The organism is Cyclonatronum proteinivorum (assembly GCF_003353065.1).
Lineage (GTDB): Bacteria > Bacteroidota > Rhodothermia > Balneolales > Cyclonatronaceae > Cyclonatronum > Cyclonatronum proteinivorum.
This window is the reverse complement of the sequence record NZ_CP027806.1, coordinates 1,843,142-1,859,315: the sequence shown is the minus strand read 5'-3', so window position 1 is coordinate 1,859,315 and position 16,174 is coordinate 1,843,142. Positions and strand designations below refer to the sequence as shown.

At 51.1% G+C, this 16,174-nt stretch carries 13 protein-coding genes; 5 read left to right on the top strand and 8 right to left on the bottom strand.

Going from position 1 to position 16,174, the window contains the following annotated elements; genetic code table 11:
* Positions 1-385 precede the first annotated feature (385 nt).
* From CYPRO_RS07285 to CYPRO_RS07250, 8 genes are all read right to left on the bottom strand, one after another.
* Positions 386-1,447, bottom strand: a complete 1,062-nt coding sequence (locus CYPRO_RS07285; protein WP_114983989.1) for a porin family protein — start codon at positions 1,445-1,447, stop codon at positions 386-388.
* A gap of 488 nt (positions 1,448-1,935) precedes the next feature.
* Entirely contained in the window at positions 1,936-3,798 is a 1,863-nt protein-coding gene (locus CYPRO_RS07280) for an InlB B-repeat-containing protein (RefSeq protein ID WP_114983988.1), read from the bottom strand.
* 56 nt (positions 3,799-3,854) lie between these two features.
* Positions 3,855-5,141: an OprO/OprP family phosphate-selective porin gene (locus CYPRO_RS07275; RefSeq protein ID WP_114983987.1), complete on the bottom strand. Its 1,287-nt coding sequence runs from the start codon at positions 5,139-5,141 to the stop codon at positions 3,855-3,857.
* 19 nt (positions 5,142-5,160) lie between these two features.
* The gene (locus tag CYPRO_RS07270) at positions 5,161-6,363 is read right to left on the bottom strand and encodes an inorganic phosphate transporter (RefSeq protein WP_114983986.1); all 1,203 of its coding nucleotides are present in this window, start codon (positions 6,361-6,363) and stop codon (positions 5,161-5,163) included.
* A gap of 12 nt (positions 6,364-6,375) precedes the next feature.
* Positions 6,376-7,023, bottom strand: coding sequence for a DUF47 domain-containing protein (locus CYPRO_RS07265; RefSeq protein ID WP_114983985.1), 648 nt, complete (start codon positions 7,021-7,023; stop codon positions 6,376-6,378).
* A gap of 30 nt (positions 7,024-7,053) precedes the next feature.
* Entirely contained in the window at positions 7,054-8,688 is a 1,635-nt protein-coding gene (locus CYPRO_RS07260; RefSeq protein ID WP_114983984.1) for an SLC13 family permease, read from the bottom strand.
* Between the two features lie 40 nt (positions 8,689-8,728).
* The gene (locus CYPRO_RS07255) at positions 8,729-9,196 is read right to left on the bottom strand and encodes a CYTH domain-containing protein (protein ID WP_114983983.1); all 468 of its coding nucleotides are present in this window, start codon (positions 9,194-9,196) and stop codon (positions 8,729-8,731) included.
* Between the two features lie 20 nt (positions 9,197-9,216).
* Positions 9,217-9,858: a hypothetical protein gene (locus CYPRO_RS07250; protein WP_114983982.1), complete on the bottom strand. Its 642-nt coding sequence runs from the start codon at positions 9,856-9,858 to the stop codon at positions 9,217-9,219.
* A 347-nt stretch (positions 9,859-10,205) separates the two neighbouring features.
* On the opposite strand from CYPRO_RS07250, the gene CYPRO_RS07245 reads away from it, so the two are divergent.
* The 5 genes from CYPRO_RS07245 to CYPRO_RS07225 all read left to right on the top strand — a co-directional run bounded on the left by CYPRO_RS07245 (position 10,206) and on the right by CYPRO_RS07225 (position 15,963).
* Positions 10,206-11,129: a PhnD/SsuA/transferrin family substrate-binding protein gene (locus CYPRO_RS07245; RefSeq protein ID WP_114983981.1), complete on the top strand. Its 924-nt coding sequence runs from the start codon at positions 10,206-10,208 to the stop codon at positions 11,127-11,129.
* Entirely contained in the window at positions 11,122-12,633 is a 1,512-nt protein-coding gene (locus CYPRO_RS07240; RefSeq protein WP_114983980.1) for an ATP-binding protein, read from the top strand. The genes CYPRO_RS07245 and CYPRO_RS07240 overlap by 8 nt, the downstream gene beginning before the upstream one ends.
* Entirely contained in the window at positions 12,630-13,991 is a 1,362-nt protein-coding gene (locus CYPRO_RS07235; protein ID WP_114983979.1) for a sigma-54-dependent transcriptional regulator, read from the top strand. The genes CYPRO_RS07240 and CYPRO_RS07235 overlap by 4 nt, the downstream gene beginning before the upstream one ends.
* Complete coding sequence (locus tag CYPRO_RS16850) at positions 13,915-14,301, top strand: DUF1294 domain-containing protein (RefSeq protein ID WP_270049197.1); 387 nt, start codon at positions 13,915-13,917, stop codon at positions 14,299-14,301. Before CYPRO_RS07235 ends, CYPRO_RS16850 begins: the two co-directional genes overlap by 77 nt.
* Before the next feature lie 180 nt (positions 14,302-14,481).
* Positions 14,482-15,963 (top strand): ligand-binding sensor domain-containing protein, encoded by a 1,482-nt coding sequence (locus CYPRO_RS07225; protein WP_114983977.1) that lies wholly within the window; start codon positions 14,482-14,484, stop codon positions 15,961-15,963.
* Positions 15,964-16,174: the final 211 nt, after the last annotated feature.

Sequence of the window (16,174 nt, the reverse complement as noted above, 5' to 3'; positions counted from 1 at the left end):
CACAAATTTTCTTAGCCGATCAAATAATTTGCGGTATTTATACAAGGGATACTTTTACTCATGGGGTGGATCGCACGCATAGTAAGGCTGAGATCAGGTATAAACAAGTTATACATCATATATACAAGCCTAAAAAAAGCGCTTTTAAAGCGCTTACAAGCTATAAAAGTGCTTCCAACAGAACATAAATCGCATTTTCTCACCCGCTTATGCCTTTTTGTAAAACATGCCCTGTGTATAGCTGATTTATAGGGTGTTACCTGCGAAAACCCGCGTCTTTGGATTTCAGTAAACTAAGGACATACCGCCCTGCAACTGACTGCAACGTTTTTGCATGAATTTTGCAGGCATTATTTAATAGTAGTGTATCAAAAGACCAAGCTGCCTAAAACATATATTGAAAGACCGCGGCAACACCGGTTTGTGTTCCGGCCCTGCGGTCCGGTTCAACGATGGCATTCAGGCGAAAGGTTATCAGGCTGCTCGGATAGTAGTTCAGACCGGCAAGGAAGCGGTCACGGGCATCAGGAATCAGCCTGAAATCAAGATAATCATAGCGGGCAAGCAGTTCGTGCCGGGGTCCGACCCTGAACCCTGCCGTTGCATGAAATCCCGTGATTGTTTCCCTGTTATTGCCGTATTCCACAGCGTCAAAAAAAGTTTGGACCCATTCCGTTGACACAAAAAAAGTGTCCGCCCGATAATCGAGATAGCCCCCGTAAAAATAGCGGTCGCCTTTGCTTGTAAGGCCTGAGTTGCCAACCCTCGCATCCGGCGACTGATTTAACGCAGCACTGAGGCCCATTATAAGCGAATGACCGTTAACCGGCACGCTGCCAAAGACTCTGCCGGTGTAGAGAAAGCGGTTATCGGTGTTACCCCGCATACCCTGCACCCCGGTACCATTGTAAATTCCAAACCGGTAGTTTAGGGGTCCGGTTTTACCCAAAAGGCTCGTTCCGACTTCCAGGCTGTTCATCATTGCGCCCACAAAGCGGGCCCTTCTTACAAAATCTGTGCGCCCGGGGCTTGGGTCAAGCTCACGGCTCAGAAAAGGTTTGAAGGCACCTGCAACGATCTCCGTATCTGCATTAAACCAGTATCCGACCCGCGCATCAATGCTTTGCTGCTGACTCAGGTAATACACACGCACCCTGTAGGTGAAATTACGGTCAACCGTGCCGCGGAAGTCAATGCGCGTTGACCCCAGATCCCAGCTCCTCCCCCCGATAAAATCGTTGTCGCGAAACGAGAAAAAGCCCTGCGTTTGCAACAGAATACCCAAACTGAAAGATTCTCCCTTAAACCTTGCCCTGAGCTCTTCTGCCAGGGGCTCTTCTCCGGGACCATCTGATTCCGACGGCATCGCAGCAGCTTCATCCGCAAAGCAAAAGAGCACCAGCAAAAAAATCAAAGGAAGTGCTGCGTTTTTGACTATCAATTTCATGGCTGTGAATTTGTTTTGGGATGAAATTTCACCTTAAGCATCCGTACCAGGGATAGAGAAGCATCAGTCATTGGCCTGCCGCTTAAGCTTCGCAACGCAATCTGCACTGCTGTTTTTTAGTCCCCTTTTTTTTCAGCTTGTCCGCTACTTATCCCGCATTATTCACAATTAAACAGGATTAATTTGCTAAATATTAGTTTAAATTGGACTTAACGAAAAACACTTGTAGCCCAAATTTGGGTGTGGTGAAAAGGCTGCGCACCGAGCGAAGCGATTCCCAAGAAGTGAAATTTCCCCGCTGGCGGCGTTGAAGCGGAAAATCCATGTGCCAGCGTAACTGACCTAAACCAGCAAAGGAGCACATTCAGCCGCGCATTGCCACATCCTAAGATGCTCCGTCAGCGTTTGCGGGCATGAAGTGCTCCTTATGTTCTGATTCCATTCTACTTGCAGTCTGCAAGTTCAGGTGCAATTTTTTGCAGCAATGCTTAGCGGGGCTTGCCGGTGATGGTTACATCGAGCAGACGCCAGTTGCCGCCTCCTGAGTAGGCACCGCCGCCGGTTCCCTCCGTACGTGCACGGTGATACGCGGTATTGGCTGCAAATTCCTCATCCGGCTCTTCCGGATTAAACGCAACCGGCGAGAAAACCGAAACGATACGCAGCCCAAAGCCCGGGTTATCTGCGGCTTCCGGAATGGCTTCAAAATCAAGCAGATTATCGGCAACGGTGTCGTGCGGGGAGAGAACACCGCCGTTGTCTCCGAAACGCTGCCAGGAAGTGCCGCCGTCGGTTGTGTACTGAAACTCAGCCCAGCGGCTCATGGTGCCGGATGCCCGCTGCCCGAAGCTGACCTGTATAGCATCGTATCCGGCGGTAGAGGCCATAAACTCCGCACCTGCGGTCGCCGAAGCCGTGAATTGTTCCGGGAAATTCGTTATGCGCCAGCCGCTACCCAGGGTGAGAGAATGGGTTTCCGTACCTCCCGCAAGCTGTGCTGTTCCGTTGCCTTCAGCGGGTTCAAGCGTATCATCAAAAGTCCAGCGTACAATCGTCTCGGCTTCGGCCTCCCCGATAAAGCTGGCGGTGATAGCAAGATCCCTTTCCGGCATTTCGAAGGTATGTTCGGCCTCGGTACTGAACACATCGCCGTCATCGCCCTCTGTCCAGATCAGGAAAGCAAAGCCGGCACTGGGTATAGCTTTTATCGTTACCTGCTCACCTGCTGCATAGGAGCCGGCCCCATCAACCGTGCCTGCACCAACCGGATTTACCGATAAGTTTACGGAAAAGGTTTGACCTTCTACCTCAAACGTCCCGGAGACCGCAGAGGCAAGACCACCTGATGCAGCTTCAATACTGACCCCGTCTTCCGCCGTGTCATAGCGCAGGCCGTCTATGCGCACGGTGCTTTCATCGACAGGTACAACGCCTTCAAGGGTGCCGGAAAGGCTGCCGCTTCCTGTTGCAAGCGTGAGAAAAACAGTTGTTTCAGCGTCAACTTCAACCGGTCGGCCGTCTTCTCCAACGGTTTGCACGAGCATGCTAAACGGCTCTCCGGCAAATACTGCTTCCCCGTTATTGATGTCGGTAATACGCAGTGCAGTCGGCTGTGAATCACTCAGAGACACCCCGTCGAGGGCTATGTTGTTGAAAGTTACCCGTGTACCGTTGTCGTCTTCAAGATTCGGACCGTCGAACCTGACTCTTATTTTGAGATTCGGGTTATCGTTGGCTTCTTCAATTTCAGACAAATCGAGAATGAACAAGCGGTACGCGTCTGTTTCAAGTGTCTGTACAGGCTGTGAAAGACCGGCATTGGTCCAGTTTTCTGTTCCGGTAATGCTGTAATCGAAAACCAAAGCTTCAGCCGCACCTTCATCCATAGCTGCAAAAGAAAATATCAGATCTTTAAACCCGGTAGCGGGTGCATGGAAAATCATGGTATTCTCCCCGTTGGGTCCGGTAAAGGGCGCCCGGATCTGAACGGCACGCATTTCTCCTTCCTGATACTCCCGCCCGCCGTTACCCTGCGGACGGTAATTCAGGTCAGTAGGAGCATTTCTGCGTTCCATGGAGCCTTTGCGGTCGGTTTCCGGGTAGCCGTCGAGCGCGGAAGTAAAGGTCAGAAAGGCTTCATTTCCGGCGGGAAAGCTTGCGTCGATGCGTTCAAGTTCGACATTGTTGGGGATATCCCCCCCAAAAAACCAAAAGTAAACCAGGGCTTCGGTGCCGGGAAGCGGATCGGGATCGGGCTCCGGATCGGGTTCTGTTACGTTTGTGCTGGTATCTACGCAGGAGAGCAAAAGCAGCAGTATCAGCAGCGGGCTTACATATTTGAAGGATTTCATAAGTACAAAATTTTGAATGAATGATACTCAGGTCAATGGTCGCGCCAATATAAGGATCAGGGCAGTCGAACCATCATTCGGGTTTGGAAGTATGTGTAATTAAAGGGGATCAGGCTGCCGGCGCCGTTTGCATTTTCATCAGAGCGTACGAAAGCGTAGTTAAAGTAAAACCGTATGTAGCGGGTCGCGAAGTAATTGAGCCCCAATGTTATAATTTCCTGATCGCCGCCCATAATGCCGGCACTTTCGTCGTTGAGATTGGTGCGGCTGTACCTCAGGGCAAGCTGTACTGCCCCCCATGAATTACGGGGGTGGTCAAAATTCCCGAATTCGCCTTCATCTGCAAAATAGCCACGCGATTCACCTGTAATGAAATAGGAAGCCTTCACATAACCGCTCCAGAAGGATGGGTTGGGCAGGTCGTTTTTCCGGTTCACATTAAAGGTTTTGTATTCGCCCTGCACCTGAAGCGGCCCGAGTACGGTACCGAGCTCAAGGCCGTAGCGGGTGTAATTATTGACGTCCGAAATCTGACCGGTATTCAGGAAGCGCTGGGAATCGTTGCTTGCGATGCGGCTTTCGGGGCGGCCGCGAAGACGTACGCGGCTGTTGTTATCGGCATCAGGCGGCCTTACGGAAGCCCATGCGCCGATATGCACGATGCGACGATCCTGACGAATCGGAGTATATGCTACGCGCCCGTTGAAACCCCAGGCTTCGTTATCCTGTGTGAAGCGACGCTGATCAATTTCCTGCCCCCAGGTTCCGGCCTGTGCCCATATATGCGGGTTGAAATAGGTAAGTGCAAGTCCTTTACGGCGTCCGTCTTCAAAAATGCCATCTCCGCCGCGCTCCATAAAGGTGATGAGTCGGGAACTTGTGAGACGCTCAATTCCGGTTGCTTCCTTAAAGTTACCGGCCTGAATAAAGAAGTTGTGAAAATCCCCGCGAAAATGGCGCGCAACCCACATATCGCGCGGCGTGAGTGCATCTCCCTGTGAAGCATTCAAATCGATGTAAGCTTCCCAGTCGCGGTACATGGTAGCCTTGAACTGAATAATGCCGCGGCGAAGCATGGCTCCGTTGGTCATTGGCAGGGTTTCCTGATTCGAATTGTCACCCATATACACCGCAGCATCCCAGTAAATGCGGTGATCTGACCAGATGTACCAGTCGCTGGAAGGATCTTCATAGACCAGAATGCCTTCTCTTACTTCTCCGGGATTCATAATGGCCGAATGAATTTTTGTAGTGTCGACCTGACGCGCATGAAGCCCGCTAAAGATCGCTGCAAACCCTAATATCAGGGCCGGCAAGAGCAATAATACTTTCTGGATTTTCATAGGTATGTACCTTTTGTAACTAATGAATTGAAGGATAAAGCACAGCCGGCGCTGCCGTTTCCAAAATTAACGGACCTGCCAAATCACAGTCCACGGGCTTCAGCTGCACAGTATTTTTAAAGGGAACTACTTCGGTTTGCAAAGGGGTAGCCGGCAGGCCGGAAGCGGTCTGTGCACTCCGGTCAACCACCTGTTGTTCAAAGACATTTTGCGCAAAAAAGAGGGCAACATAGCACATTGCCGCTGCGATTACAGGAGTGATGACCCATCCTGTAGCGATACGGCCTACAACCGCGAAGTTTATGTTAGAACGGCTTTTCACCATGGCTACGCCAATGATGGCTCCAATAATAGCCTGTGAACTTGAAACAGGTACCAGCGGCAGCGCGGGAAGGCCAAGACTCAGCAATATCCGCTCCAGCCCCTGCGAGGCAAAAACAAAGAGCACCAGCGATTTGGCCAGTACAACAATGAGCGCCAGCATTGGTGTCAGCCTGAAAATGTCATTTCCAACCGTCGTCATAACGCGATACGAATAGGTGAACACGCCTACCCCTATGGCAGCTGAACCAAGCAGGAACAGCTGTTGCGTGCCGGAAAAATCAAAAAAGCCGTATACCGTGATCGTGTCGAAAGGCGCGGCAAAAACGAACATGCCCATCACGTTGGCAATGTTGTTTGCGCCCAGACTGTAAGCGCCGAAGGCACCAACCACAATGAGACCGAGGCGCGTCCATGCGTCCATTTGCAGCATGTGAATGCGGGCATTGCCGAGCCAGCGTTTGGCAAGCAGGTACAGCCCGACGGCAAAGGCTCCCGCAAGAACAGGCGAAAAAAACCAGGTGCCGACAATTTCAAGCAGCTTGCCGTAATCGGTTGGGGACCCGGTGAAGAAGTTCCAGCCCAGAATAGCGCCTACTACGGCCTGAGATGTGGATACCGGCAGCTTCATGTTGGTCATAATGGCCACGCTCAGCCCGGCCGTGAGGGCAACGGTGAATGAGCCCGCAAGCGCGTTCACCGCCCCAAGCTGTCCCAGGGTTTCTGTTGTTCCGCCCCCGCTGATGACCGCTCCGAGAATAACAAACAGCGTAGATACCAGCGCAGCAGTCCGGAAGGTAACCATACGGGAGCCGACGGCGGTGCCAAAAATATTGGCTGCGTCGTTGGCGCCCAGCGACCATCCCAAAAACAGCCCGCTAAGTAAATAAATCCATTCCATGACAGGTGTCCCTTAAATGTATCTTTTGATGGCTGCAATAGCCAGACGGTCGCAAAGGTCTTCGGCATCATCAGCTATGTTTTCAATGCTGCGCGCGAAATAGCGAAGGTGCATTTTGTGGCTCAGCCGCAGTTCACCGCGCCCAAAGATTTCCCGCTTGTATTTTTCGCTTAGCCGGTTGGTTTCTTCCCGCGAAAAGTGTACCTGTTTAATATTGTCGCGAACCGCGCTCAGATCCCGGAAATAGCAGCGGATGGCTTTGACCATGAACTCTGATGCTTTGATGGCATTTTTGGCGAGCTCATGCTTGAGGTCGCGCAGATCGTCCAGGGTTTCAGGCCGCTCCACGGAAAATTCCAGCAGCGTATCCGCAATCTGATTGAGAACAGCATCCGAGTGTTCGAGCAGGCCAAGTACATCCCCCCGGAATTCCGGGATGAGGGTTTTGGTGTAAAGCTTGGTTTCGATGTCGCGCCGGAGGTCATCGGCACGTTTTTCAAGCAGGATGAGCTCATTAAGGCGCTGTTCGAATTCTTCTTCACGTCCGTCGAGGTAAAATTTGATGCCTTTCTTAAACAGCAGGCCCCCGCCGATGATCTGATCGAGGAATTCGTCAATTTCAGCTTCTATCTGTTTGTGACTCCCAAAGAGTTGTATCATTTTAGCGTGTTATTTTGGATGAATAGTTTTTCAGAAAATTCCGAATACACCGTCGGGTGTGATGCCAAGGAAGCGGAACCAGGTTTCACCGAGCACGATGTTGAGCAGGTAACCGATTATCATCATGGTGATGCCAAACTTGAAGGCGTCTTTGAGGTCGTAGCGGTCGGTTTCATATAGCAGGGCAGCCGGCTTGCTGTTGAAGTAAAGCACCCAGACATACTCAATCATAAAGGCCGTAGGCAGGGCCAGGCTCACAACACTGAAATCGAAGCGCTGTGCCACCCCGATGGCTATCGGGATAAAGATCATCGTGCGCATGGTTTTGGACTGAAAGATGAGCGCACTGAAACACATCACGCCGGTGAGCAGCAGGTAGAGCATCCAGAAGTCAGTTTCATTTCCGATGCCGATGCTGTCGAAAAAGGCATTGACCGTGAGTGACGGCAGGTCGGTATAATTAAATCCTGCACCGAGGGTATAAGCACCGGCTGAGAAGAGCATCAGGTGCCAGGGAATGTCCACATCGTTCCAGGTCACGATGCCGTAACGGGGCAGCAGGGCGATAATCGCACCCACAAAAGCGATGGCGGTTGCACTCACGCCATGTATACGATCAGTTGACCACAGCGCAAGGATGAGTACGAAAATGACGATGGTCTTAATTTCCTGATAGTTGATGGGACCGAGCTTTTTGTACTCTTCTTCGAGGCGGCGCATCCCGCCTTTGATTTGCGGTCTTTGCTCTTTTTTCTCGAGGGGGAAGAAGATCCGCATGGCCACAAAGTAGCCGATGAACATCATCCCGACCATGGTCGGAAACATGGCAAACATCCAGTCCGCAAAATAGACGTTGCCTTCAATCGCGCCGCTGATCAGTGCTGCGGCAAGCAGGTTCGCGCCAGAGCCTGTAACAAAAGCACCTGCACCCAGATTGATGTTCAGCAGGTTCTGAAGCACAATGCTGCGTCCGAAGTTGGTTTTCTTATCTCCGCCATCAGCCCCGTAAACCGCTGCAATGACCATAAATATTGGCAGCAGGATAGCCGCCTTGGCCGTTGTGGCCGAAATAAAGGCCGAAAGCAGGGTATTAATCGCAATGAAGCTGATGAATATGGTACCGGCATTTTTGCCAAATTTGAGAATAAACCAAAGGGCAAACCGCTTGGCTACCCCGGTAGCAACGAGCATACTCGCCAGCACAAACGACATGATGTTGAGCCACATGACCGGGTGCCCAAGCTGTGCATAGGCAACCCGTTCAGGCAGCACCCCGGTTAACACCAGGGAAATGATCAGAATCAGCGATACCTGATAGTTCGGAATCGCCGCGGTAAGCCAAAGAATAATGGCAGCCACAAATATGGCAAGCATATAATGATTGTTGCGGACAAACTGCTCTGCACCCAAATCATTGAACATTTGCAGGGCCTGCGCAGATTGCAGCGAAGAAGCATCTATATGCTGTAGAAAGGGAAGGTTGGTAAAAAACGCCAGACCTATGAAAGCAAGCACGGCTATCGGAGCCCCGAAAGCGGCCATCAGGGTTTCTATCTTGCTTTTCTGGCGGTTTGGAAGTTTTTCAATGGAATAATTACGCATATCGAGCGGATCATATTCCTTACCGTTCGCGTCCTTAATCGTTTGCTTACTTGTGTCCGTCATTATCTTTGGCTTTTAGGTCAGCACGGTATGTCCGTACCGGTCACCAGTTTTTGTAGGGGTTTTTCATGAGCATGGAGTTGTAGTATTTCACATCTCCGGTAACTTCTTCACCCAGCCATTCGGGCTTCTCAAATGCCTGATCTTCCGACGAAAGCTCAACTTCGGCCACAGTAAGGCCTTCATTATCACCATAAAACTCATCAACTTCAAAGGTGAGTCCGCTAAAGGGCACCTGATAGCGGGTCTTATCAATCACCCCGGGTTCACAGATTTCCAGCAGCTCGTTTACTTCTCTAACCGGGATTTCCTTCTCCCACTCATAGCGGCTTGCCCCGCTGCTGCTGCCAATACCTTTGATGGTGATAAAGCCTTTATCCCCTTTGATGCGTACCCGAACCGTTCGCTCGGGAACCGATGAGAGATAGCCCTGCGTAATGCGCATCTGCTTCGATGCCGCATCTTTGAAATCGCCTTTCACCAAAAATTTGCGTTCAATTTCTTTAGCCATGAAGTCTCCTTTCCTTTCCTTTAGTTGGCGAGCGGTTTACGGATCATGCCGGTCACCCTTTTGATGGCCTGCAAATAGTTTATGTTTTCAACCCCCTCAAGGCCGGTATAGGCAAGGGTCTTTTTGATATCCTCAACTTCCGTTGATTCGGAATTGATGGTGCAAACTTTGGCTCCGTTAATCAGCACATAGCCGAACTCACAAATGGTGTTGTTCACCATATAGCCAAAACGCTGCTTCACCACATCCACGGCCTGCAGCTCCGGATGCGCATTTACCAGCTCAAGAAAGGCTTCAAGGGTGAACTCTGCCTGATCGGGCAGTTGCATCTCCACCTGAAACGCGGGGATGACTTCCTGCTCGAGCACTTCGCGTTTCATCGGAAACTCACCCTTCATCAGCGGATTCCACTGCTCAAGGCCGTCAACAGTTTGCACGTAGGTTTTGATATCCATTTTGCCGTCGCGGATTTTGGTGTTGTTGATATCATTGGTGCGCGACAGGATGTAAACTTCGGCGGAATGGCGCTCCCACACCTTTTCGGGTACCGGTACAGACAAGCGGGCCATTCTGAAACGGGCGCTTTCGAAATCCTGACCGAAGGTTCTGAATTCAAATCTCGGTTTTGACTGTTCACCGATTTTCAATTCTTGTTTGCTCATTTTTTTGAGGTTTTGTGGATGTTGAAATGCTATTAATCTAATAGCATTGTTGGATATTCAATATATGTGCCAAAATCAGGCCGTACATGCCCAACCCTGTTCAAAGCCCTCATAAAGGCTGTTTTCATCGAGATACGAAATTCCTCATTACCGGAAGTGGCGAAAACCGGCCACTCAACCGGCGACATTTCGCCACTACTGTTGATATTTCGCCACCCAGACAACCAAACCCTTGTTTATCAGCCTGAAAATCGCTTACCTTAAATTCTAACCACAGGGTATGAATTTTGCTATGGCGGCAAAGTCGCTCCCCTTTTTCTTTATTTATTTTTTTCAGCTACCCTCCGATGACCAAGCTTCGGTTACTACTATACACAAGCCTCGTCGTTTTGGCACTTGCCTGGCTGAGCAGCATGCTGCATGCCCGTATTCTGGATATCAGTACACCCTATCCGACGGTTTCGGAACCAGTATCAGCCGCCGGACTTAGCCCTGCACCGGCCGATACCATCCGGGTTGGGGTAGTTTCCCGCTTCCCCTCCAACGTCCTGTACCGGGGCTATCAGCCGCTGATGGATTATCTCACCTCAGCCTCGGACTACTATTTTGAACTTGTAACCAGCCGCTCCTACCGGGCAACGGTTCTGCAGCTGGTCAGCGGGGAAGTTGATGCGGCCTTCCTCGGCTCTTTCATCTATGCCGACACCCGGGATTTGTACCCGCTTGTACCCGTTCTCAAACCACTCAACGCCGATGGTGAGCCCTTTTTCCGGTCAGTGGTTGTCGTGAAGGAAGGCTCCGGAATCGCATCGCTTTCTGATCTGCACAACCACAGGCTTGCGTTGCCCTCTGAAGATTCTTTTTCAGGAAACTGGCTGCTGAGCGAAAGCCGCAACGGTCCCGTTCTTACTGCCGAAACCCGTGCCAGGATCGGATTCCTGCAGCACCATCATACCGTGATTTACGAAGTGATGCGCAACAATTTTGATGCTGGCGCAGTGAAAGACCGCGTCGCACAGGAGTTTGAAGGTCGGGGAATTCGCGTCATTGCAAAATCAGCCCCCGTACCGGGATCGCCGCTTGTTGTTGCGGCGGGGTCAAGGGAGGATGAACTGATTGCCCTGTTCAGCCGGCTGCTGCTGCCCCTCAGCCCCGAAGTGCCGGAACACCGCGCCCTGCTCAACAGCTGGGACCCCGAGTTCCGCTATGGTTTCAGCTCAGCACTTGCCGGCGATTATGATCACCTCCTGACCCACACCGCCCATGAGTAGCATCAGGCACGCAGCTGCGGGCGAAGCCGCACCCAAGGCACAAAAGAGCCCCAACTGGTTTCACTCAAGCATCCGCTTCCGGATTATCGCTGTCACTGGTTTGGTCATATCCCTGCTGATGGTACTGATCTCGACCGGTGCGCTGCTGCAGTGGCGGGTTCTGATTTTAGATCAGCAGCAGGAAAGCGCCCGCTCCTTTGTCCGGTCCTTCGCCATTCCGGTCACCGAAATTCTGATCAATGCCGAAAACCGGGAACAGGGCGGGGAGCTTCTGGAAACACACATTCAGCAGTTCATGGAGAATGTGGAGGGCGTACGCTATATCAGCATCCTCAACAACCATCATGTTGTGATTGCACACAGTGCTCTCGCGGAATACGGGCAGCAGCTAACCGACGCAGATGTCCTCGGGATTTTGCCCTCCGGTGATACGCATACGCGCATTTACCGCAGCGACGACAGCTGGATTCTGGAAGCGTTTCAGCCTCTTCAGATTGGCCAAAAACGCTGGGGGAGCGTGCTCATCGGCTTCGACAGTTCTGCAGCACGGACACAGATCAGCAACTCTTTCTTCCTGCTGCTTATCCTCACGCTTTTAGCCATCATCATCACGCTCGGCATACTGCACATACTCATCAGCCGGATTCTGGCATCCCTGCGTGACCTTGTTGCGGAGGTGGATAAAATCGACCTCGACCAAACCACACCCACACAGCTCAAGCCCCGGAGCGACGAAATCGGATATCTGATTGAACATTTCGAAAAACTGAAGCAGCGGCTGCGGGAATCCCGGCAACAGCTCGAACAGGCGCAGAAACAGGTTTTTCACGCCGAGAAGCTTGCCTCCATAGGTCGGCTGGCTTCCGGGGTAGCGCATGAGGTGAACAATCCGCTGAACGGATTACGCTTTTGCGTGTACGGCATTCAGCAGGATATCCGAAACGAAGACCAAACCCGCGAATATCTGGACCTTATCAACGAAGGGCTTGGTCAGATTGAATCCGTCGTCTCAAAGCTGCTGGGTTATGCAAGACAGCGGGCAAAAACGGATGAGCCGCTGCAGCTCGACCGTCACATCCAAATCGTGCTTGACCTGCTGAAATACCGCCTGCGGGAGAAGCAGATCGAAACCCAGGTCATCCATCACGACCCGCTGCCGGAGCTCAATGCAGATCCGGGTCAGATGCAGGAAGTGCTTATGAACCTGATGCTGAACAGCCTCGACGCGGTATCCGAAGGCGGCGAAATCCGCATTGAAACCCGTCTGCAGGATGCCCAAACCTTTCAGATCAGTGTATGGGATAACGGCTGCGGCATTTCCGAAGAACAGCTTGATCTTATTTTTGAACCCTTTTACTCCACCAAAGATACCGGCAAAGGTACCGGGCTGGGGCTTTCCGTAACGCATGGCATTATGAGTGCACACGGCGGTGAAATCCGTGCGGAAAGCAAGGCAGGCGCCTTTACCCGCTTTACCATCACCCTCCCTCTTGCAGAAAAATGAATATTCTGATTGTTGAAGACGAAAACATCACCCGAAAAACCCTGTCGGATCTGCTCCGCAAAGAAGGGCACAGCACCGATACTGCCGCAGAAGGCGAAGCCGGTATCAGGCTGCTGAAGCAGAAAAGGTACGATGTGGTCATCACGGATCTTCGCCTGCCAAGGCGGGACGGCATGCAGGTACTCGATGAAGCCAAAAAGAGCAATCCCGATAGCGAGGTGATTGTCATTACCGCGTATGCAAGCGTAGAAACTGCGGTTCAGGCGCTCAAAAACGGCGCTTACGACTATGTGACCAAACCGCTGACCCCCGAAAAGTTTCTGATTCTGATCCGGAATATCGACGGGTTCCGGCAGGTCCGCTCTGAAAACGAAGTCCTGCGGAAACGCCTGGATGACATTGAAAACAAGGCCATGATCGGCAGTTCTGCCGTAATGCGAAAGCTCACCGAGACCATCCGGAATGTAGCCGTTCACGACTATACGGTGCTGATTCAGGGAGAAAGCGGCACGGGGAAGGAAGTTACGGCAAGGGCTCTGCACCGCTACAGCAGCCGAAGCGACAAACCTTTTGTTGCCGTGAACTGCGCGGCTATACCCGAAAGCCTGCTGGAAAGCGAACTCTTCGGCCATGAGGAAGGCGCCTTTTCCGGAGCAGTTAGCCGGCACACGGGCTACTTCGAGCGTGCGCACGGGGGCACGCTTTTTATTGATGATATTGATGACTTCCCCCTCCATCTTCAGGTAAAGCTGCTGCGCATCCTGCAGGAAAGGCAGTTTTACCGGGTAGGCGGCACGGAAAGCATTCAGCTTGATGTGCGCATTATCGGTGCGACCAAAGTTGAGCTGCAGCAGATGGTGCGGGAGAAAAAGTTTCGGGAAGACCTTTACTACCGCCTGCACATCATTCCGCTCACCCTGCCGCCCCTGCGGGACCGCAGGGAAGACATCCCCGAACTGGCCCAGCACTTTTTTCAGAAAAGAGGTGCCGAAGCGCTGATGCGTGAACTGCCGGTGGATTTTTTCGAAACCCTCTGCGCCTTTAACTGGCCGGGGAACGTGCGGCAGCTTGAAAACATCATCGAGCGCATTATTGCTACCGAAGACCTTGGCATTGTGTCGCGCCTCAAAGACACAGATCAGCACAACAGCCTCACCGATTCAAGTGTACCCGATACGCCTTCTCAGCTCAGCACCTATCCTTCATATGAGACCTTTATGACGGAAAAAGAATACGAGATTTTGCAGTGGGCACTCCGGAAAACAGAGCATAATATCAGCCGTGCCGCTGCTTTGCTCGAATTACCGAGAGGCACCCTGCGAAGCAAGCTCGAGCGGTACAAAGACCGTTTGTCGTAATCCAAATAATCTTTCAACCCCTGATTTCATTATAGTTTACAAGCGTCTTATCCTTGCTTTTTGTTTCATACTGCTAAACTTTCACGGCTATTCTCTGATGGAGTTTGACAAGCGTCAGGCGGTTGCAAAGGAGTGGCGGATCAGCGAAGCGCAGCTGCTTACGGTGGCCGCTGCCGGTGGCAGTATTGGAATCGGGACCGGCATGCTGGTAAAGTGGCACAAGGTACGTAAACCCCGCTTTCTCATACTTATACCCCTTTTTATTCTGATTAATTTATCAGCTTTACGCTATCTTATGCGGGAGGAATAGGCCCTTTCAGCATGCGTGCAGAATACATGCGTGCAGAATAGATGTTGCAACACTTGCTGTGAGGTTGTGCAGGTTTAGACGAGGATACCCATTTCAACTGTTGTATCCTTTTGGTAATTTTCGACTTTGCCTGTCTAAAAGATTATTCCGCACCTTTTCTGTAATATTGTCATTTGAATCATGCATCCGGGCATTCTGCTCCTTTTATTATTATTTCAGTTTAGTCCGACAGATCCGGAGGCCCCGTACGAGCATATTGTAAGGCAATACACCATTAATGATGGCTTGCCGCTCAATGCGGTTCAGCAAATTGTGCAGGGGCGGGACGGTTTCCTGTACATGGCAACCTATGACGGACTTGTGCGCTTCGATGGCTATGCGTTCAAGGTCTTCAACCGAATCAATACCTATGGTCTTTCCACAAACCGGCTTCTGAGTCTGGGATTTGATGAGCACGGAAAGCTATGGCTCGCAAGTCCTTACGGCAACCTGAGTGCATTCGACGGGGTTTCTTTTACCAATCATGATCAGACGGATCTTCGGGAGCTCCCTTTTTTGGAAGGGTTTGATGACATCGCAAATCAGGTCGGAAGGCTTGGAAGTGCTCTCGGGGGTGCGATACCATTTTTAACAAACCATGAGCTGGCAGATGGTACACCCATTCGGATTGATTCGACTGCCGTAACCATCAATAATCAGATCGTACTCGGCAATCAAGAATTACGAGGCGGATTTGAGGATGAGGAAGGCACGGTATGGGTGTATACCCGAAATAATGGTCTGTTTCAGATCAGAGAAAGCCGGGTGCGGAATTTCTCTGATCGCAACGGTATATCGTTTGAAAACACCTATTCCGTATTCGAACCGAACCCGCAGGAACTATGGATCAAAGGATTCATGAACTTTGCGATCCGCTACGACGGTAATACAGGTACGATAAACAACTTTAATATCATCAATGGCGAAAACCGTAGTTTTCAGTATATGTTTGCCGATCCCCTTGATGGTTCGGTTTATGCCTACAGCGAGGCAGTAGGGTTAAGAAAGTTTACGGATGGTGAGTGGCCCGAAATTTCATGGTTCAGCTCCCTTTTCGGTCGTGCGGAGCCGGAAAGACCCGGCATTCATGCGACGCACCGCACCCAAAACGGTGATTTGTTTATAGGGACTGCGCACGGACTTATTGTCGACCAAAACGGCACATCCGAGTGGGTCAAAGATAAGACAGGCCATAATTTTCGCTGGGTGCGGACCATCAGGGAAACAGAAGACGGCTTGCTTTGGATGGGTACCAACGGATTCGGCATCTACCAATTAAATCCGGCTGACTGGAGCTGGCGGCAGTTCACAACAGCTAATGGTTTATCCAGTGATTTTATCCGCGACATTCATTTTAGCCATCCGGATACGCTTTGGCTTGCAACGCAAGACCGGGGCCTGAACCGCATCATTTTGGATGATGATGGATTCATTTCTGACAGCGCCCAAATCTTACCAGCCAACGGACTGCTTAATCACGGGCTGCATCGCATTATTGCAGATGCATACGGGTACCTGTGGGTCAATTCAAACGGCGGCATTATGCTATTTGAGGAGGAAAACCTCAACGCCTACGCAAGTGGTCTTACGCGGCAGCTGCTAACCCGCATTATTCACAATTAAACGGGGTTTATTTGCTAAATATTTGTTTAAATTTGACTTAGCTAAATACACTGGTAGCCCAAATTTGAGTGTGGTGCAAAGGCTGCGAAATTTCCCCGCTGGCGGCGTTGAAGCTTGTTTCTGCGATAAATGAGGCCAAAAAAAACACCGCTTATTATGTATTTTACTTAAGCCTAACCTTCTTATATTTTTCCTTTTGACATTAACCGGA